General features: G+C 52.5%; 17 protein-coding genes (1 of these 17 cut by a window edge). 7 read left to right on the forward strand and 10 right to left on the reverse strand.

Going from position 1 to position 19,803, the window contains the following annotated elements; all coding sequences use genetic code 11:
• Position 1: 1 nt before the first annotated feature.
• The 3 genes from R6H26_RS06965 to R6H26_RS06975 all read right to left on the reverse strand — a co-directional run bounded on the left by R6H26_RS06965 (position 2) and on the right by R6H26_RS06975 (position 5,399).
• Entirely contained in the window at positions 2–433 is a 432-nt protein-coding gene (locus R6H26_RS06965) for a response regulator (protein ID WP_404789496.1), read from the reverse strand.
• Positions 434–570: 137 nt separating this feature from the next.
• Entirely contained in the window at positions 571–2,430 is a 1,860-nt protein-coding gene (locus R6H26_RS06970; RefSeq protein ID WP_404789498.1) for a CHASE3 domain-containing protein, read from the reverse strand.
• Positions 2,431–2,468: 38 nt separating this feature from the next.
• Positions 2,469–5,399 (reverse strand): PAS domain S-box protein, encoded by a 2,931-nt coding sequence (locus R6H26_RS06975; protein WP_404789500.1) that lies wholly within the window; start codon positions 5,397–5,399, stop codon positions 2,469–2,471.
• A gap of 513 nt (positions 5,400–5,912) precedes the next feature.
• Here R6H26_RS06975 and R6H26_RS06980 point away from each other — a divergent pair.
• Positions 5,913–6,632, forward strand: a complete 720-nt coding sequence (locus R6H26_RS06980) for a response regulator (protein WP_404789501.1) — start codon at positions 5,913–5,915, stop codon at positions 6,630–6,632.
• Positions 6,633–6,672: 40 nt separating this feature from the next.
• Positions 6,673–7,023, forward strand: coding sequence for a hypothetical protein (locus R6H26_RS06985; protein WP_404789502.1), 351 nt, complete (start codon positions 6,673–6,675; stop codon positions 7,021–7,023).
• Positions 7,024–7,115: 92 nt separating this feature from the next.
• Here the strand turns inward: R6H26_RS06985 and R6H26_RS06990 are convergent, their stop codons facing one another.
• Positions 7,116–8,567, reverse strand: coding sequence for a DASH family cryptochrome (locus R6H26_RS06990; RefSeq protein WP_404789504.1), 1,452 nt, complete (start codon positions 8,565–8,567; stop codon positions 7,116–7,118).
• Between the two features lie 225 nt (positions 8,568–8,792).
• Here R6H26_RS06990 and R6H26_RS06995 point away from each other — a divergent pair, with 225 nt between their 5' ends.
• The gene (locus R6H26_RS06995; RefSeq protein WP_404789506.1) at positions 8,793–9,509 is read left to right on the forward strand and encodes a hypothetical protein; all 717 of its coding nucleotides are present in this window, start codon (positions 8,793–8,795) and stop codon (positions 9,507–9,509) included.
• A 28-nt stretch (positions 9,510–9,537) separates the two neighbouring features.
• On the opposite strand, the gene R6H26_RS07000 is transcribed toward R6H26_RS06995, so the two are convergent.
• Positions 9,538–10,608 (reverse strand): ABC transporter ATP-binding protein, encoded by a 1,071-nt coding sequence (locus tag R6H26_RS07000; protein ID WP_404789508.1) that lies wholly within the window; start codon positions 10,606–10,608, stop codon positions 9,538–9,540.
• 114 nt (positions 10,609–10,722) lie between these two features.
• Positions 10,723–11,847 carry an RNA-guided endonuclease InsQ/TnpB family protein gene (locus R6H26_RS07005; RefSeq protein ID WP_404789510.1) on the reverse strand — a complete coding sequence of 375 codons (1,125 nt, stop codon included), beginning with the start codon at positions 11,845–11,847 and terminating at the stop codon, positions 10,723–10,725.
• Positions 11,848–11,877: 30 nt separating this feature from the next.
• Here R6H26_RS07005 and tnpA point away from each other — a divergent pair, with 30 nt between their 5' ends.
• Complete coding sequence (gene tnpA / locus R6H26_RS07010) at positions 11,878–12,273, forward strand: IS200/IS605 family transposase (RefSeq protein WP_404789511.1); 396 nt, start codon at positions 11,878–11,880, stop codon at positions 12,271–12,273.
• 113 nt (positions 12,274–12,386) lie between these two features.
• A complete protein-coding gene (locus tag R6H26_RS07015) occupies positions 12,387–14,114 on the forward strand; it encodes an ABC transporter permease (RefSeq protein WP_404789513.1) in 1,728 nt (575 codons plus the stop codon).
• A 109-nt stretch (positions 14,115–14,223) separates the two neighbouring features.
• On the opposite strand, the gene R6H26_RS07020 is transcribed toward R6H26_RS07015, so the two are convergent.
• On the reverse strand, positions 14,224–15,195 hold the full coding sequence (locus tag R6H26_RS07020) for an NAD(P)-dependent alcohol dehydrogenase (protein WP_404789515.1): 972 nt from the start codon (positions 15,193–15,195) through the stop codon (positions 14,224–14,226).
• Between the two features lie 89 nt (positions 15,196–15,284).
• Between R6H26_RS07020 and R6H26_RS07025 the strand changes: the two genes are divergently transcribed.
• The gene (locus R6H26_RS07025) at positions 15,285–15,953 is read left to right on the forward strand and encodes a TetR/AcrR family transcriptional regulator C-terminal domain-containing protein (RefSeq protein ID WP_404789517.1); all 669 of its coding nucleotides are present in this window, start codon (positions 15,285–15,287) and stop codon (positions 15,951–15,953) included.
• A gap of 254 nt (positions 15,954–16,207) precedes the next feature.
• Here R6H26_RS07025 and R6H26_RS07030 read toward each other — a convergent pair whose 3' ends face one another.
• The 3 genes from R6H26_RS07030 to R6H26_RS07040 all read right to left on the reverse strand — a co-directional run bounded on the left by R6H26_RS07030 (position 16,208) and on the right by R6H26_RS07040 (position 18,995).
• Positions 16,208–16,843, reverse strand: coding sequence for a Vat family streptogramin A O-acetyltransferase (locus tag R6H26_RS07030; RefSeq protein ID WP_404791236.1), 636 nt, complete (start codon positions 16,841–16,843; stop codon positions 16,208–16,210).
• Positions 16,844–17,004: 161 nt separating this feature from the next.
• Positions 17,005–17,586, reverse strand: a complete 582-nt coding sequence (locus R6H26_RS07035; protein WP_404789518.1) for a hypothetical protein — start codon at positions 17,584–17,586, stop codon at positions 17,005–17,007.
• Between the two features lie 362 nt (positions 17,587–17,948).
• Positions 17,949–18,995, reverse strand: coding sequence for a Fe(3+) ABC transporter substrate-binding protein (locus tag R6H26_RS07040; RefSeq protein WP_404789519.1), 1,047 nt, complete (start codon positions 18,993–18,995; stop codon positions 17,949–17,951).
• Between the two features lie 468 nt (positions 18,996–19,463).
• Between R6H26_RS07040 and polA the strand changes: the two genes are divergently transcribed.
• Positions 19,464–19,803, forward strand: partial view of a DNA polymerase I gene (gene polA / locus R6H26_RS07045; RefSeq protein ID WP_404791238.1) — the 5' end (the start) only. 2,546 nt of this gene lie beyond the right edge of the window; only the first 340 of its 2,886 coding nucleotides appear in the window; its start codon is at positions 19,464–19,466; the stop codon falls past the right edge of the window.

A 19,803-nucleotide genomic window follows, 5' to 3' on the forward strand; every position in this document is an offset into this window, starting at 1 on the left:
GTTACGGCATCTCCGAAAGAGACCAGTAAGAACTGAGGGTGGTCATCGTTTGAACGAAAGGCTCAAACGTAACGGGTTTTAGGAGGTAACCCGCAACGTTAAGATTATAAGCTTGGACTCTGTCGCGATCTTCCCCGGAAGTCGTCAGGACGACTACAGGTATCGATTTAAGGTTGGGATCCGATCGCAGCGCTTGCAAAAACTCGATGCCGCCCATTTTGGGCATGTTGAGATCGAGCAAAATCAGACGGCGGTCAGAAGGGACGACTGGCCTTTGCCCTCTTTGGCTTTTCAGCATATTTAATGCTTCCAACCCATTGTTGGCGACAAAAAGAGGGTGGCTGACTCCCCCCTTTTTAAAGGCACGACGGACGTTCATTACGTCCACCTCATCATCTTCGACCAACAAAATATTAATCACTCGGTCCTGCATCTTGGGTTTTATAAGGATTTGGAATTTACCTCGATCTATCTGGGAATACATTGTCCTAGTTTTGTTCCCTTACTCAGTTTCTTTAATTAACGCAACTTTTAAAGGAGTCTTAATACAAATTTTACGGAAGGCTCATTTTAATGTCGTCCTTCTAAAGCAAGAGGTTTGGGGCGATCGCCTTGTCGGAGTGGAGACTTGGGCCACGTAAAGCGGAACGTGGCTCCGTCGCCCTCCTGCGACTCCACTCGAATACTACCGCCCTCGGTTTCGAGAATTTTTTGGATGATGGCTAAGCCAATACCCGTACTTTCTTGAGTGTCGCGGGCGCGGAGGGTCTGGAAGATGGTAAAAATTTTGTCGTGGTATTGCGGATCGATTCCTTCTCCATCGTCTGCAATTGCAAATTCATACCATTGCCCTCGATCGATCGCGGTAACGGTAACGGTACCGTCAGCCCGAGGGTGGTGTTTGTAAGCGTTTTCTAACAAATTTGTAAAAACCTGTTGCAGGGCCAATCGGCGGGTTTTGAAGATGGGCATTTCCGGTGCGAGTTTGACAGCGAACGTTGGCGGCAGCGCTAGCGTATCTACAACTTCCTCTAGCAGCGCGCGGACATCTACCGTCTCGACGGGAATTTGCGTTCTACCAATGCGGGAATATTGTAGAAGCCCGTTAATCAGTGCTTCCATGCGCTGCACTCGACTGCGCAGGAGATGAATCTGATGCTTGTTTTCTTCAGGGAGTCGATCGGCCAGATCTTCTTCAATCCATTCTGAAAGGCTGGCGATCGCCCTCAAGGGAGCCTTGAGATCGTGGGAAGCCACGTAGGCAAACTGGTCTAGCTCTAGATTGCGCGATCGCAGCTCGGCATTGATAGACGCTAAGGTCGTATTGAGCAGGCTTAGCTCCTCGGCGCGATTCTGAAGTTTGGCCGCTGCCTGTTGCCGTTCTGTGATGTCTCGAACGATGACGATCGTCCGCCGATCTAAAGGAATTTGGCTGACAGAAATTTCGACTGGAAACAATTCACCGTTGTTACGCCGTCCGTTGGTCTGCCACTGTCGCTCGCGGCTGAGTAAATACTGCGTTAAAGCGGTCGGATCGCTTGGGTTCTCTGTTAGAGACAAATCGAGCAACAGCGATAGATCTCTGCCAATGGCCTGGGCAAGAGTGTAACCGAAGATAGATGCTGCCGCAGCATTGATACTTTCTATGAGACCTTCCCGATCCAGAATGACGACGCCATCGACGATATTTGAAACGATGACCTCGATTAAATTTTTGCTTTCCAATAGCCGCTGCTCTCGCTGCGCCAAGTTTCGGTCTAGTTGGTGGTACAGGCTTAAAGCAAAAGCTGACGCGAGGACGCCGATCGCTGCTGCCGTCCAGAGGAGAATCTCGTTGACGTTTCGCTGAAAGCTCAGTTCTGTCCTGCGCGCGTTGAGGAGCCGCTCTTCTTCTCGCTCGAATCGAGCGAGATCGGCACGCAGGTTATCCATTTCGACTTTCCCCCGCACCACTAACCGATCGATATCCTCCTTCTGCAAAGACTTCGAGTCCGATCGATCGACCTGTTCGATCAGCGCGATTAAGACAGCAAATCTGGCGTCTATCGCGGTTTCGATCTCTTGCAACTGCTGCTTCTGCTGGGGATTGTCGCGGACGAGCTGCTTTAAGCGACCGAGACGGCCAGGCAGAGACGATTGAGCCGTATAATAAGGGGCTAGAAATTCAGGGCGGAGCGTCAAGACGTAGCCTCGCACCCCCGTTTCAGCATCGAGCAGCCCGTTGAGGAGTTGGTTGCTTTCAACCAAAACCTGATTGGTATGGTCCACCCATCGTTGCGATCGATCGATGCTAAACCGCAGCCAGCTAAACGCGCCCAAGGATCCGAGGAAGCAAAGCAACGGAAGGGAGATCGCAATAAATCCTTGACGGCGAACGGATAGCTGGGTCCAAGAGTGGGCGATCGCCCGCAATAAAGATCGGTTTGGCATTTTGACGAAGGAGAAGTGAGCGAGGAAGGACGGATTGTTTACATTTCCTTGGGCCAAGTAAAGTAAAACGTGGTGCCTTTGCCGACCTCAGACTCTAAACGAATCGCGCCTTCTTCGGTTTCGACAATCTTTTTGACAATACTGAGTCCAATGCCAGAACTGTCTGGACTGCTGCGGGGATTGACCGCCTGGAAAATTTGAAAGATCCGTTCGTGGTGCTCTGGTGCGATCCCAGGTCCGTCGTCTGCTACGGCAAACTCGTAGAAACTCCCTTTATCTCGGCTGGAAATTCGTATCGTCCCGTCGGGTCGCTCGTGGTGCTTGATGGCATTGCCGATCAGGTTGGCAAACACTTGGGAAAGCAGCAACCGCTTGGTGCGAAGTGCGGGCATCCCGGTTGCGATGTCGATTTCAAACGTTTCGGGCGGTGCGATGGAATCGACGATCTCGTGGAGCAGTTCGTCTACAGCAACGGACTCGATACTCGCGTCTGTCCGTCCCGCGCGGGCGTAATCTAACAGTCCGTCAATCATGGCTTCCATCCGCCGCACTCGACTGCGCAACAGTTTCATCTGCTGTTGGTTCTCTGGCGAAAGCTCGCCCTCTAAGTCTTCTTCAATCCAGTGAGATAGGTTGGAAATGGCGCGCAGGGGCGCTTTCAAGTCATGGGACACGATATGGACGAAGCGGTCTAGCTCTTGGTTGCGATCGTCTAGCAAGGCAGCAGCCTGCGCGAGCAGTCCGTTGACTTGAAATAATTCGCGGGCGCGCTCTTGCAGGGTTTTCTGAATCCGTTTGCGATCGCCAATTTCCTCGACGACCGCAATAAAGTACTTCGGTTTTCCAGCCTGCCCGTCCGAAATTTTCTCCTCCCCAGCAACCTCGCAGACCAAAGAAGCGGTTAGTTCGACCCAAACGACCGCCCCCGATTTGTGGAGATAGCGTTTTTCCAGAGAATAGGTTTGAATCTCCCCATTCGCCAGTTGCCGAGTTAGAGCTAAATCTGCGGCCAAGTCGTCTGGATGGGTAATGTCTTGGAAGGTAAGTTCTTTGAGTTCCGCTGCCGAATAACCCACGATGTCGCACAGTTTTTGATTGACGCGCAGCCAACGACCCTCTAAGTTCACGTGGCCAATGCCGACGGCAGCCTGCTCGAACGTGGCCCTAAATTGTTCTTGACTTTCACGCAGTGCCTCTTCGGCCTGCTTGCGATCGGTGATGTCTCTGACTACCCCGATCGCGCGGATGGGTTTGCCTGCCGCATCGTAGATAAATCGTCCTCTAACGTCGATCCAGTGCAAGCTGCCGTCGGGCCAGAGAATGCGGTACTGAATGGCTAAAGACTCATGGTTATCTCGCGCGCGATGGGTGGCTTGATGAATCCCCTCCAAGTCTTCGGGATGAACGCGGCGCTCCCAGTCAAAGTAGTCTCGGTTCGGCGTCCCCGGCTCGTAACCAAAAATGACTTCGTGGCGAAGGTCCCAAATGGTTTTATCTGTTACTATGTCCCAGTCCCAGGTTCCCATTTGGGCCGCTTCTAGGGCTAGGGATAAGCGTTCTGTGTAGCTGGCCGTTTGGGCGATCGCCTGTTCCACTTCTGCCCGCGCGGTTTGCTCGCGTTCTAGCAGCTCCTCATTTTGGCAATTCGTTGCCTCCAGTTGGGCGATTGCGGCTTCCAACTCCGCTCTGGCCTGCTGTTCGAGTGCCAACAGCCGTTCGTTTTGATGGTTTTTGGCCTCTAGCTCTGCCGTCCGCCGCGCCACCCGCTCCTCCAGCAACGCATTGAGTCGATGGACCTCGGCTTCAGCCTGTTTGCGCTGGGTAATGTCGCGGCCCTCGGCAATGAGCAGCACGATGTTGCCCGCTTCATCTCGAAGGGGTTTTAAAGAAAAATCGATGGTTAAGCGCTTATCATGGGCACCTAAGACGTCCACCTCGTAGCGCGCGACCTCTCCCGCCGCCGCCTGGGCGATCGCCTGCCGCAGCCGCACCCGATCCTCTTGGGATAGGCTCCACCACGGCGTTTCCCAAAACGGTTTTCCCAGAACGTCTTGCGCCGTAAATCCGCCAAAGTCTAAAGCGGGTTGATTGGCTTCGACGAGCGCTCCGTCTGGTTCCAGCAGGCCCATGAACTGAAAGGTCTGATTGAAGATCGCGCGAAAGCGCCATTCGCTTGCATTGAGGGCTGCCTGTGCCCGCTCTTGCTCTGTAATATCCTGCATGGCAACTACCGCACCCAGTTGGTGCCCGTCCGGGTGCAGAATGGGCGCGCCGCTAGAAAGCAGCACGCGCGCTTTGCCCTGCTTGGGCACGATCCGGATCTTAGCGCCCTGCACTTTCTCTCCCTTCAACGCCCGAAATAGCGGAATATCCTCTTTTTTGAGGGGAGATAAGCGATCGGCCTCGTAAAGGTCGTAGTAATCGGCCCAGCGCTCGGCAGGCAGCGGCTCGGCGGGCAGTCCGTGAAACGCCTGACTGGCAGCATTAAATAAAGTCAGCTTTCCGCTCGCATCGCAGGCGACAATGCCGTCGGATAGGTTTTCTAAAAGCGCCTGTAAAAACTGCTGCTTGAGGACTAAATCGTCTTTACAGTAAACAATACTTTCAATATCGGTAAACGTGCCGACCCACTCGATCTCTCGAGCATCAACGCCAAAAGATGGACCTGTAGTCTGCTCTATTCGAGCGCGAGCGATGACGCGATGGTACGAACCGCTTGCCTGCTGCAACCGAAATTTTGCTTCATAGGGCTGTCGAGACCGAACGGCCTGCAACCAAGACGCTTTAACGCGATCGCGATCTTCGGGATGAACGGCCTCCAAAAAACCCAACCCCAAGCCTCGATCGTCCCTCAACCCCGTTACTTCAGACCATTGCCGATTCAAAAATACAACGGCTCCCGTCTCAGAAGCAGTCCAAACAATGTGAGGAATCGCTTCAATCCATTTGGGATTTACATCGTCGGGCATGAGAAGTCATGTTACTCAAAAGACGGTCTGAAAAAGGCTTGCACACATTACACTCGCCCCCCTAACCCTCCAATATTGGGGGGAAATAGCCCCAATTTTTGCCGATCTCCCCCCAGAATTGGGGGGCGGGGGGGCGAATGCAGAGCGTTTGAGAGAAATCCAACCTGTGCGTACGCGGTAGCCTTGTGAGAGAAGGAGATATGAGTTTTGCAATTCGACCGAGTTTTTTATCGCGCGTTAAAATTTAGGTCGGGTCTGCTTGATAACCTACAGCCGAACTGCTCCGAACGGCAATCTTCCTAAAGACACACTTTTACTAACTCGATGCTGAAATTTATGCAGTTTCAGACAGGCATGATTGCTACTTTGGGTGGAGGCGGTTCTCACGCTTTAGTCCCATGATTTGGAAATAACGTTACGCTAATAAATTAGCATTGTCTTCTATGCTCTCTGAAGGAAGGGTGCGGAACGTTCTAAATTTCAATACTGTTCAGCCATTGAGTGTTGATTGCAATGGATCCTATCTCTCTCGTTTTAATTGAAGACCACGATGTAGTTCGGATTGGTATTCGAACGGCATTGCAGCAGCAGCCTGGAATCCAGGTTGTGGGCGAAGCCGCTAACGGCGCGCAAGGTCTGCAAGTCCTCGAGCAAAAAAGGCCAGATGTGGCCCTCGTGGATGTCGGGTTGCCGGGGATGGATGGAATAGAGCTAACTCGGCGTTTTCGGGCTTTTCAGGCAGAGCAGCCTGAGGTCAAAACCAAAATCCTAATTTTGACGATGCAGGGCAACGACGAGGTGGTTTTGGCTGCCTTTGCCGCTGGAGCAGATTCCTACTGCATGAAGAATATCGAGATCGAGCGTCTCAAAGAGGCCGTGGAGGCCACTCATCAGGGCAGTGCCTGGATCGATCCGGCGATCGCCAATATCGTCTTGCGACAGCTCAAACAAGAAACGCCCGATACGGATTTTCACGGGAACCGCAAGACGGTCGCCATTGGTGCTGTCGAGCCGGAGTACGAGCAGTTGCTCAACAACTACCCGCTAACCGAGCGCGAGCGCGAAGTGCTGGAGTGCATCGTGTCGGGATGCACCAATATTGAAATCGCCGAGAAGCTTTACATCACGGTCGGCACGGTCAAAACCCACGTCCGCAATATTCTAGAAAAGCTCTGCGCCAACGATCGCACGGAAGCTGCCGTCAGGGCGCTCCGATCCGGTATTATTTCTTAAAGATAATTCCACGATTTAACGCGCGATCGCCTTTAGCAATATGGCTGCCCCCAACCCCGATCTCCAGGATGAGACGTCTTCCGACGTTGCAGACCAGCCGTTTACCTCTGCAATGCGAATTTTCGGCGGCGTGGCTTGGGGAACCATTACGACGCTCGGTATTGCAGTTGTTTTGATTTTAATCCCACAGGTTCCCCGTCCGTGGTTGTGGGGCATCATCCCCAGCTGGATCGTCTTGGTGGGTTTGGGTATTGCTTTGCAGTGGTCCGTCGCCAGAGGTGGATGTCCCAAATGCGGGCATCCGGTCGTGGTTCCTCCTATGGGGAAACGCTGCCCTAACTGTCGCGCTTATTTGAAAGCCGTCGATCGCGCGATCGTCAAAATTGCGTAGGCACGCACTATCGATCGACCGGGTTTCGACTTCGCTCAACCCTCCCATACAGGATTGACGTGGGTTGAGCGAAGCCGAAACCCAATTTCCTCTCAAGCGCAAGCTCGGTTGTAGAGTTGCTCGTTGGCTTTAGCAGAGGCAAAAAGATCCACGATGGGTGCTGGATAATCTACCCCAAGCCGAACGCCGTAGCGCTTTTGGTCTGACTGGGCGAGCTTCCACGGGCTGTGGATTTGCTCTCCAGGGATATTTGCGAGTTGCGGCAGCCAATGCCTGACGTAATCCCCCTTCGGGTCGTAATCTTTTGACTGCTTCAGGATGTTAAAAAAGCGAAATCCTCGGGCATCGTTGCCCACTCCGGCGGTGTAGTTCCAATTTCCCCAATTGCTGCAAACGTCGTAGTCAATCAGCCTAGACTCAAACCATTCCGCGCCCATTTGCCAATTAATGCCCAAGTTTTTAGTCAAAAAACTCGCAACATTTTGCCGACCGCGATTGGACATATATCCCGTTGCCCGCAGCTCTTGCATGCTGGCATCGACCAAAGGATAGCCCGTTTGACCCTGACGCCATAGCTCGAACCTAGGCCAGTCCTCTTTCCACGGCAACTTCAGACCCCGCAATCCAGAGATCCGAAACACGCGATCGCCGTGCTTTGCGCAAATCCAGCGGAAATAATCCCGCCACAGCAATTCGAAGACAAGCCAGTAAGTCGAATCATTTTTGACCCGTTCGGCCTCGTACCGCGCGGCTTGAGCGCGAACGTAGCGAGGCGAAAGACACCCCACAGCCAGCCAAGGTGAAAGCTTAGAAGAATCGTCGGGGTTTAGCATTCCATTGCGCGTTTCCTTGTAAACCCGCAAGCGGTCTTTCTCCCAAATATAAGTTTGGAGGCGTTTTATCCCTTCTGTCTCCCCACCCTTAAAAGTTTGTACCGCACGGGGATCTGCTGCGGGAATTTCTAACCCGAGCCGCTCTAACGTGGGACATTCTCCACGGTCTAGATCGGGGAGTGCGGGCAACCGATCGGGGGCTGGGAGGGGTTCGGCAACCTCCGCGTCCGCCTCCACCTGCTTGCGAAACTGCGTAAACAGCTCGGGAATCTGCGCGACAGAAAATGGCAGCGCTTCCGGCTGGTGCAGCGTAGCGCCCCAAAAAGATCGGTGGCGAACGCCCAAACTATCTAAGCGTCGCTCGAGCTGCGATTCGATCGCGACTTCTTCAGACATTGTTTCTTGGTGAAAGTAGACTGCCTCGCAATTGAGCGCCAGAGCCAGCTCCGGCACGACGACCTCAGGCTCGCCCGCGCGAACCAGCAAGTCGCTCCCTCGCGATCGCAGAGATTCCCGCAATTCCATCACGCTCTCTCGTAAAAACCGAGCGCGAATTGCGCCTGTTTTGTCAAAGCCAAAGGACGTTTCACCAAACTGTCGCGGGTCGAAACAATAGACCGGAATGGGCTGAGCCGAGCTTTTGAGAGCGTTCCATAACGGTTCGTGGTCGCGCAACCGTAAGTCATTCCGAAACCAAATCAGAATTCGCATTGACTCGAACCGAAACTAAATTTTTAATGTTTCTATTATGAACGGGATTGGCGCTCCTGGTTTTGGCCGCGAGAGCCAGCGATTCTCCAGACTTTTCCCGAACGGGCGTTCTAGATTCGGGTTTTCGAGCGCGGCGAAAGCGTCGGACATCGCCCGTAAAAAAGTTAGAGAACGCGAAGACCGATCTATAATAATAGACTTATTGACAAATTTTCTTGAAAAGGGATGCGCGAATTTCGTCCGTCTTTTTGGCACATGTTACTCCCCGTGTTGGGTCTGCACGGCCTCTTCTTGGCCTATCCAATTGACTCTAAGAGCGATTTAGAGTCTCAGTTAAAGCCAGGAAAACCCGTGCGGGTCGTGGCAGTGCCCCCCTTACCCCGCAAATCCGTCCGGCCCATTGCGGCCAAGTCCGCCAAGCCTTCTCCCTCGTTACGCGCCCTCCCCCTACAACCCAAGCGCGCGACCGTCCCGAAGATTGCCGCTACTCCGCCAAAACCAAAGGTCAAAGCATCGCTGGTTCCCCCCAAACCGACGCCGACTCCATCGCAGCCATCGCCCTCCCCTGCTCCCGCCGCGCCGCAGCCATCGCCTTCTCCCACGCCGTCCATTCCGCCCGGTGCTGATAGCGAACTGCCCGTGGAGGGCGCGACGGCAGGATGCTTAGATAGTAGCGCCAAGGACTGCTTTGCAATTGCAGAAACCAACGGACGCTTGGTGGTCGATCGCATCGAGACGTACTTTCAGCGGAAGGGCTATGCCCTAGAGGTGCAGCCCGTGGATGACGAGCACGGAATGATCGTGTATCGCCTCTCCAAGCTAGGGCGCGCGAAGGACTACCTCCACGTATTTTGGGATGAGAAAGGAACGACCTATCTCCGATCTCCGACGATTTTGAACTACAACCAACTGGTCGCGTTGGTGCGGCAGGAATCTTCCTAGTGAAATAGCGCGAACTAGCGCGAACGACTCAACCGGACGTATCTGGAAAAACGCGCACCGCATTTGGGTCGATGAAAAGCTGCACGGTGCTGTCTGCGGCCAGGGGTTCGCAAACCAGCGATCGCGCGTAGAGGATCGTGCCCTCAGGGGTACGGAGGCAATAGCGATACTCGCGCCCCAAAAACTGGCGATCGCAAATTCTAATCGGACTGTTCGGATCGGCCTGCACGCGCAACCCTTCTTGTAAAATCATCGCTACAGCCTGATGCGCATCCGCGCAATAGTCTGGTGGCGCGGCAAACCAGCCAATTTCTGTCTTCCAACCGCCATCGTGCCACTGCGCCCGCAACGCATTGGCCTGGGTCACAAATGCAGATACGAATTGAGAAGTCGGTTCGTAGTAGAGGTTTTCGGGCGTGCCGACCTGCTCCAGACAGCCTTGATGCAACACCGCAATGCGATCGCAGATTGAAAGCGCTTCTTCTTGGTCGTGTGTCACAAATATAGCCGACGTGCCCGTAGACTTCAGCACGTCCCGAATTTCTTGGCGCAATCGCAGCCGGACCTGGACGTCTAAATTACTGAGCGGCTCGTCCAATAAAATGAGGGTGGGTTGGGGGGCCAGGGCGCGGGCTAAGGCAACCCGCTGCTGCTGCCCCCCCGACAGCTCGTGGGGATAGCGCTTCTCAAATCCCGTCAACCCCACCTTGGCGATCGCCGTTGCAGCGAGCGCTTGAATTTTGGCCTGAGGCAGTCGGCGGCGGGGATTTTGAAGGCCAAACGCTACATTCTGCGCCACGTTTAAATGGGGAAACAGCGCGTAGTCCTGAAACACCATTCCCACATCCCGGCGCTCGGGCGGAACCCAGTGACGCGCGCTCGCAACGGTCTGACCTGCCAGCGCGATCGTGCCGGATAGCGGCTTTTCAAACCCCGCTATCAACCGCAAGAGGGTCGTTTTGCCGCAGCCGGAGGGACCCAACAGACCTAGGATTTCGCCACGCGCTAGGTCCAGGGCGATCGCGTTGACCGCCGCAAAGGTAGCTCCCGCAAACCGTTTGACAACGCCATCCAAAGCGAGAATAGAAGATTGGGCCATGGGATTCCCGGTTGCGACTGGTTCGAGGCTAACACTTGTTGAAACTTATCATCAATAAATTCTACTCATAATATTGATCCACTCCCATGGCTAAAAGCGCGTGGGATTCAGGACTCAGGCAGGGATTGCAAGCTCAGCTTGTCTGACATCCCCTAATCCTAGAGTTGAGACCCCAACTCTTTTGATATTGATACTGGCGTTTTCATCACGATCATTTTCGGCATGACAAGATAGGCAGCGCCAACGTCTTTCTGACAAATCTAGCTTGTCCAAAACATGCCCACAGTGGCTACAGGTTTTAGAAGAAGGATACCAAGGGTCAATATAGACCACCTGCTTATTCTTCTTAGTCGCCACATGCTCTAAAGCATCCAGAAAATCTCTCAGTGCCAAATCAGAGATTTTGCGTCCCCACAACCGTTTCATACCTTTGAGATTAAGCGTCTCGAAACACAGCACATCAAACTTATCCGTCAGTTTGTGCGCCAGCTTCCAGAACCAGTCGCTGCGGCGGTTGGCAATATCTTCATGCGCTCGGACTAAATTCTTTCTGGACAAGTCTCGGTTGTGAGAACCTTTAACCTTCTTAGAATGCTGCCGACTCGTTTTCTGGATTGCCTTGAGTGACTGCTTAAAGAATTGAGGCGATTCAATACTGAAACCCTCAGAGCAAGTCAGAAATGTTTTTAAGCCAAAATCAAACCCAGCAATTTTACCCGTCTCGAATTTAATCTGAGGCTCTGTACCCCCATCAACCACCACCAGCATAAACAGCTCACCTAAAGGAGAGCGCTTAACCGTCAGTGTCTTGACCGTTCCTTCTATTGCTCTAGAGTTCCAGTATTGATAGACTCGATTCCCAATCTTGACGCGATTACCGCCTAGAAACTTATACCCTGCCCGCTTAAGCGTGAACGATTTATACTTTCTGACCTTCTTAAAGCCTGGTGGTCTGACCCCCTTTTTATGGTGCTTAAAGAACAGTTGATAAGCCTTCTCAATCCGTTGGCAGATATCCTGTACGGCCTGAGAACCCACCAGTTGCCAAAACGGGTTATGTTTGCGCCGTTTGGCGACATGAGACTGAAGTTTAGCGCAGCTCAAATGCTTGCCATACATGCGGTAGTATCGCCGATGGAGAGCAATGCATCTGTTATAAATAACCCCAGCAGCATTGATTGACCGCTTGAGATATTTATTGCGCTTATGCTGATACAGCTTGAATTTCAGTGTTATCATATTGTCATTATATCACAGCAATAGACAATAGTGACAGACAGATGCAAGCACAAAATAACCTCTGTGACTGACCTTAATGTTCATTTGATCTGGATCCCGAGGCGGAGAAAAAAGGTCTTGACCGGAGATATCAAACAGCGTCTAATCGAGCTGATTTATGAATCTGCTGGAAAGATTGACTGCAAGGTTATTTCGCTTGCGATAGAGCCTGACCACGTTCATCTATTTCTCAACTATGACCCTGACTTTTCGATCGCTCAGATCGTGCACAGAATAAAAGCAGCCTCGTCTTATGCTCTAAGGTCCGAGTTCCCTGCTCTTAAAAAGTTGCCGTCAATGTGGACTAGGGCTTATTTTGCGAGTAGTGCTGGTGCCATTAGCTCAGACACCATTAAGCGATACATTGAGGCTCAGGGCAAAGACTGACAGCGGCTCAAGCCGCTAACTCGTTTTTCATCCCACCCTTAAAAAGAGGTGGGCTTTCAAACTTCGACGGTTCATGTAAAGTAGAAAACGCAAGTACAACGCTAGAGACTGTAATGCAATTGCAACAGATTGGAGAGGGAAGTGGCCGCCATCGCCGCAGGGTCAGTTCCTGGAGCATTGCCGTAGGACTCCTAGCGGTCTTATTGTCCCTGCCCGTTTTAGCCGTCGTGGTCGGCGTCTTTTCAGATGCAAAACCGATCTGGGCGCACCTTCAGACAACCGTTCTAGGGACCTACGTCAGCAACTCGTTGGGGTTGATGTTGGGGGTTGGCTTACTGACGATTGTTATCGGTACGGGGACGGCTTGGCTGGTCACGCTCTGCGAATTTCCAGGCCGATGGGCGTTGGAGTGGTTGCTGCTCCTGCCTTTGGCTGCTCCAGCCTATATTCTGGCCTACGTTTATACCGATCTGCTGGACTACTACGGACCCGTCCAAACGACGCTGCGGCAATGGTTTCAATGGGAAAGCGCTCGAGACTACTGGTTCCCAGCCGTGCGATCGCTGCCCGGCGCCATCGCGATGCTGGCGTTGGTGCTGTACCCCTACGTCTACCTATTGGCCCGATCGGCGTTTTTGAGTCAGTCTGTTTCGACCTTAGAAGCCAGCCGCAGTTTGGGCTACGGTCCGTGGCAGAGTTTTTGGCGGGTGGCCTTGCCGATGGCGCGTCCGGCGATCGCCGCAGGCGTTTCTCTGGCACTGATGGAAACCCTCAACGACTTCGGGACGGTTGAATACTTTAGCGTCCCGACCTTTACGACGGGCATCTATCGCACTTGGTTTGCCATGGGAGAGCGCGGTGCGGCGATGCAAATGTCGGCCCTGCTGCTGCTATTCGTTGTAAGCTTGGTCGTTCTAGAGCGATGGGCGCGGCGACAGCAGCGTTACTACCAAAGTTCTAATCGCTATCGGCCTTTACCTAAATACGCGCTGCGCGGGGTGCGCGGGTTGTTGGCGCTGCTAGCTTGCACCGTACCCGTCTGCGGCGGTTTTTTGATTCCGGCGGGGACGTTACTTCAGCTCATGCTGGCAGGAGGCAGTTCAGCCGCAGACGCGGATGCCGATTTCCCCACTGCGGCGGCAGCCGGAGAAGATCGGTTTTGGAGCTTTGCCAGCAACAGTTTGCTCTTGGCGGGTCTGACTGCGCTGCTGGCCGTGGCGATCGCCGTCATTCTTGCCTACGGGCAGCGGCTAGATCCCAGCAAGCCCAACCGCATTGCCACCCAAGCCGCAGTGTTGGGTTATGCGATTCCCGGATCGGTCATTGCAGTGGGCGTGATGGCGCCCTTGGGCTATTTCGACAACGCAGTGGATGCTTGGATGCGATCGCAATTTGGCATCTCAACGGGCTTGCTGCTCAGCGGCACTATTACGGCCCTAGTCTTTGCTTACTTAGTGAGGTTTTTAGCCGTCTCCTTCGGTCCCGTCGAAACCAGTCTGGGCAACATTAGCCCTAACTTAGACGATGCCTCCCGCAGCCTCGGTTATCGAGCCGCTCCAACCCTCCGGCGCATTCATCTCCCGCTACTTCGCAGTGGGTTGTTTAGCGCGGCCATTCTGGTCTTTGTAGACGTGATGAAGGAATTGCCCGCAACCCTGATCGTACGGCCCTTCAACTTCGATACCTTGGCGATTCGGGTGTACAACTTGGCCTCGGACGAACGTTTAGCAGAAGCAGCCCAACCCGCTTTGGCGATCGTGCTGGTAGGTCTATTGCCGGTCTTGCTCCTGAGTTGGCAAATGACGCGAGGTCGGCAGTCTACCGTCCATCCAGAACTGTAGGAGCGATCTGGGCGCGCGATCATCGGTTATGATGTGCGGTGCGAGACTCTCCTTCTGGAAGACCTATCCTTTTGTCTGCACATTCGCTGCACTGAAGAGACGCAATATATCAAACAGCGATAGAAACTTTCCCCCGCACTTGGCGCTGTTCGAGATGGCGGATGGCTGCGGGGACTTCGCTCAAGCTGTAGCGTCGGTCGATGAAGGGGGTGATTTTTCCAGCTTCTATGAGATCCCTCAAAATAACGAGATCTGCCTGATTGGGTTTTGACGCCTGGAATTTTACGTTCCGGCGGCTAATCTTTGAAATCCAAGATCCGAACAACATGACCAAAAACAATCGAGCGGTGGAGCCGCCGACAAGGACATAGGTGCCCCTAGAAGTCAAGGCTGGCAGGTAGTCGAAAACAGAACGGTAGGCTGCTGCGTCCAAAATCAGGTCATACTGCTGCCCCTTTTGAATCGCGTCGTCTTGCGTGTAATCGATAATATGGTCTGCGCCGATTGCGCGCACCATCTCGACTTTGCTTGTGCTGCAAACGCCAGTGACTTCAGCGCCATAGGCCTTGGCAATCTGCACCGCAAACGACCCCACCCCGCCGGATGCGCCAACGATCGAAACCTTTTGTCCCGGCTGGATCTGTCCCACATCCCGTAGACCCTGAAGGGCCGCAAGGGCAGAGACAGGAACCGTTGCGGCTTCCTCGAAGGTCAAATTGGCGGGTTTTAACGCCAAAGCTGTTTCGGGAACGCAGACGTATTCAGCAAACGCACCGAAACCGCACTCGGACAGGTCGCCAAAGACCTCATCGCCGGGCTTGAACTGCGTCGCATCTTTGCCAACGGCTTCAACCCGTCCTGCCGCATCCGTGCCGAGGATCTTGATTTTGGGCTTGAGCAGCCCCCCAAAGATGAAGCGGATCAAGAACGGCGTCCCTCGCATCAGATGCCAGTCGCCCGCATGGACGGACGCGGCACGAACTCTCACCAGCACGCCGTTGTCCGGCACGACGGGCTTCTCGACGTCTTCCAATCTCAACACGTCCGCCGAACCGTACTCCGTTTGAACGATCGCTTTCATGGTGTCATCCCTTTGGACTTACACTGTAAGTGTAACTTACGCCGTAAGTTTGTCAAGATAGACCTTAAGAATCGCTGCGAAAAGGGTAAATGGCTAGGACGAGCAATCCCGATACCGTGCCTCCAGCTCCGTTGAGTCGGGAGCGGGTACTGCGCGCTGCAATCCGCCTGGCGGACGAGGAGGGTTTTGAAGCGCTCTCGATGCGGAAGCTAGCCCAAGCGTTAGGCGTCCAGGCAATGTCGTTGTACAACCACGTGGCGAATAAGGACGATCTGCTGGATGGCATTGTAGACAGCGTAGTTGCCGAGATTGAGGTGCCTAGCCTTGCAGCGGGTTGGAAGACGGCCATGCGGCGGCGGGCGACCTCGGCCCGCGCAGTGTTGTTGCGTCACCCTTGGGCGACGATGCCGCTGGTGTCGCGGGTGAATGTGGGGCCAGCGATGTTGCGCTATGTGGATGCGACGCTGGGCTGTCTGGTCGAGGCGGGCTTTTCTTTCGAGATGGCGGATCGTGCTTGGAATGCGATCGACAGCCACATTTATGGCTTCACGCTCCAGGAGCTAAATTTTCCCTTCGAAGCGGCAGAGTATTCCGAAGCGGCGAGAAACGGACTGTCGCTCATTGCTGCTGACAAATATCCCTATCTCAACAGGCTTACCCATTACGTGATAGAGGGCCGTTACGATGGGATTCACGATTTTGAGTTTGGACTCGAATTAATTCTCAATGGCCTCGATCGATTTCGAGGCAATTCCTGATGTTGGTTCGCGTCGGTGCTGCTAATACTGCGTCCAAGGCATTAACGGAAATGAGTTTCTCTCCTTTGATTTTTGCGCTAGTTCATCCCCTTCCTGTTGGACTGTTCCCGAGGAAAAATGCTCCGTAGACTGAAGCTTCTTGGACAAACTTGCGCGTGTGCTGCTAATGGGTCTGTTGAGTGGTTGGCGACAGCCTTTCCTACAGCTCCGAAATAGCACCAGTCGCTCTAGCAGAATTGTTTTCTACTGCGCTTCTATTCACAATTTTTCAGAGCTTCAATATCTGCCGATACGATCTTATCCAAATTGCGTGTAATCTTTCCAACTTCCCAATTCCACCAAGCTACTTCAAGTAACGATCGGATTACCTCATCATCAAATCTTTGGCGGATACACTTGGCTGGATTGCCACCAAAAACCGTATAGGGTGGGATATCACTCACCACTACTGATTTTGCCGCAATAATTGCTCCATCTCCTACCTGTACCCCTGGCGCGATCGCTGTTTCATAGCCAACCCACACATCGTTCCCAAGGACTGTATCTCCTTTGTATGGCAATGCTTCAGGTTGAGGGTCAACTTTCTCCCAACCGTTACCGAAAATCTGAAATGGATAGGTCGAAAACCCATCCATTTTGTGATTTGCACCATTCATGATGAACTTTACGCCTCTCGCTAAAGCGCAAAATTTCCCAATAATTAACCGATCCCCAACAAATGGAAAGTGGTACAGGACGTTACGCTCAAAATTTTCCGAGTCTTCTGGATCGTCGTAATAGGTATAATCCCCAATAATGATATTGGGATTCGATACAGTGTTCTGAATGAAGCAGATTTGCGGAAATCCCTTCATCGGATGCTTATCTTTCGGATCGGCTCCGTACAAAATAGCCTCCAGCTTTTAGAAATGTTTTATTTCTGCATCCTAACCAAAAAATCAAAATTACTGCCTCAACCTGTAACCCAAGCAGTAGAACGGGTCTGATAAGCAGCTGTGAGACACGTTACGCTTATTCTAGATCGATCTTCGCCAGCTCGCTTCATCAGAATTTATGCCGCGCAATCACAAGCAAAATTAACTGCCTCATCCATTGAGCCAAGATACACATCACAGTATGCAAACAGGTTCTCTACAGACCTATTCTTTAAATCAATGACTCCAAACCCAGAAAGCGGCCCCCAAACATACTCAAGGTTCTTACCATCGATCGCGACCTTCATGCACCAAGATTGATACTCAGAATTCATGATTTCTACCGTAATCTGAGCAGAAGGGAAGTGCTGCTGCAATCTATCACTCAGTTGCTCTGACTCAATATATGGGATAACTTGTCTTGGCAATGATGCTCCACCCCAAGGCATTCCATCCCAGTCCCAGATACTCTTTAGATGCAGGATCTCAGGAGTGCCAAAATTTTCTTCTGTCGTGATACCTCTTGCAATATAGAGTATGTTCCGGGTGCGGACTCTAGCAACAACATACCCATTACCAATGTATGCGTCATCCAAGACAAGAACATCGCGCCGTACATCTCTTGCCACAAAGCGAGAAACTGTAGAACTTTTCTTGAATCTGTGCCTTAACCAAACTTGTGAAATGACGTTACATATTGCTCGAATCATGTAAGCCACTAGTTTGAGGCATAACAATTTTCAGACTAACTCTTTCCATCTAATTTCGGAATGCCTATGCTAAATCAATGCTTTCAGCATTTTTTCAGATTTTAGCCCGAATACTTCGGCATAACTCCTCTGTCAGGGTATTTGCTCGAATGCTTCGGTAAACATCTTGCAGTTAACTCGCTAGAATCAGCCCTTCAGCTCGCATGTTGGCTGTTAGCTCGAATGGTTCAGTCGAACAACCAGTTAGGGTCGTTCGACTGAATTGCGCCTCAAGTACTTCACGCGCAGTCCTCTGAATGCCTGTTCTCAAAAGGAAGCGGCGATCGCCCAGAAGACAACCGCCGCTTTCCCTCGATCCCCCTGTCTAGAAGCTACTTCCAACCCGCGCGATCGCAGATTTGCAGTGCCAGAGCATTGTTTTTGCCGTACACAGACGCATTGAGCTTGTCGGCCTTAAACTTGCCAAAGCTCGTAAGGATTGGGTCGACAGGTGCCCCTGACAGGACCGGATACTCGTAATTGCTCTTGGCAAAAATCTCCTGAACTTGGCGACTGGCCAGATGTTCTAAAAATAAAATAGCCGCAGCCTTATTGGGCGCATTCTTCGCAACGCCACCGCCGCTGATATTGACATGGGTCCCGCGATCTTTCTGATTGGGGAAAAAGATCCCTACCTTTGCCGCAATATCTCTGTCTTCGGCTTTGTCGGATTTTGCCAAACGTGCGATGTAGTAGGTATTGACCAGCGCGACATCTCCCAGTCCAGCCGCGATCGCCTTAATTTGAGCGGTATCGTTCCCTTCCGGCGGACGGGCAAAGTTCGCAACCAATCCGCGAGCCCATTCCTCCGTTTTGGCTTCACCGTGGGCCGCTAGAATAGACCCCACCAAAGACTGGTTGTAAACATTACCAGACGAGCGAACGAGAATCCGACCTTTCCACTTACCATCCGTAAGGGCCTCGTAGGTAGACAGCTCTTCAGGCTTAACCTTTGCTTTGTTGTACGCAACGATCCGCGCCCGCCGGGTAAAACCGAACCAGTGACCTTGCGGATCGCGCGCGCTGGCATCGAGGCCAGTCAAAATGCGCGAAGAGACGGGCTGAAACAACCCTGCTTCTTGAGCCCGCCAGAGGTTGCCCGCATCGACTGTAATAATGACATCGGCTGGACTGTTCGCCCCCTCGCTCTTAATCCGCTCGATGAGCTTGTCCCCTGGAGATTCCACTAAATTGACCTTAATGCCCGTCTTTTTAGTAAAGCTTTCGTAAATTGCGGTATCTGAGCTGTAGTGCCTTGCTGAATATAAGTTCATCACCCGTTCAGCCGATCGCCCAACGTTAGGATGCAGCATTCGATCGGCGACCACCGCCGCCGCTGCTGTGCCAGAAGCTAGGAAAACTCGTCTCGTGATTGCCATAGTTGCGATATTTTTCTCAGTGGATATTCAAGATTTAGTAGATGGCGATGGGCCAATTGATGTCGGAAAACCCGAGCGTCTGCTAAGAAACAGACCTATTCCTGGAGTCAGGGCTTTTGCGTTCTCCCTAAAATCCATCAAAAGGACCGCCGCTGACCGACTCAGATTCTCACTTATTGATATTAGATGTCAATATACTATAAGACTGAGAATGAGTTAAGGCAAAGATTTGCTAAAACTTTATGGAAAATATTTCTTCGATTTCGACCACAACTGCATTTTTCAAGCTGTCTGGCTTATCCGTCAATTAAGAGTATTGCAAATTATTCTGTTTAGTATGTAGCTCCAGGCCCACACTGCGGACCGACATTAGAATAAGTGTCTGCGCCTCGCTCCGAAGCCGCTGTCGGGATTGGTCTGGTCTGCGATCGCCTTTACAATGGGGTCAACCTTGTCAGCACCGCCACTGTGAACACCCCCTCAAAACTTCTACTCATCGACGGTCATTCCCTCGCCTTTCGCTCCTACTATGCCTTTGCTAAGGGAAGAGACGGTGGGTTGCGCACCTCAACGGGCATCCCGACCAGCGTGTGTTTTGGGTTCCTTAAAAGTCTGATTGAGGTACTCGGCGTAGAAAAACCCTCCTATTTGGCGATCGCCTTTGACCTGGGTGGACCCACCTATCGCCACGATGCCGACGAAACCTACAAAGCAGGCCGCACCGAAACCCCTGAAGACTTTATTCCTGATATTCAAAACCTTCAAGAATTGCTCGAGGCGCTCAACCTACCCATCGTGGTCGCGCCAG

The sequence above is a fragment of the Altericista sp. CCNU0014 genome, assembly GCF_044923475.1.
In the GTDB taxonomy this organism is placed as follows: domain Bacteria; phylum Cyanobacteriota; class Cyanobacteriia; order Thermosynechococcales; family Thermosynechococcaceae; genus JAAURS01.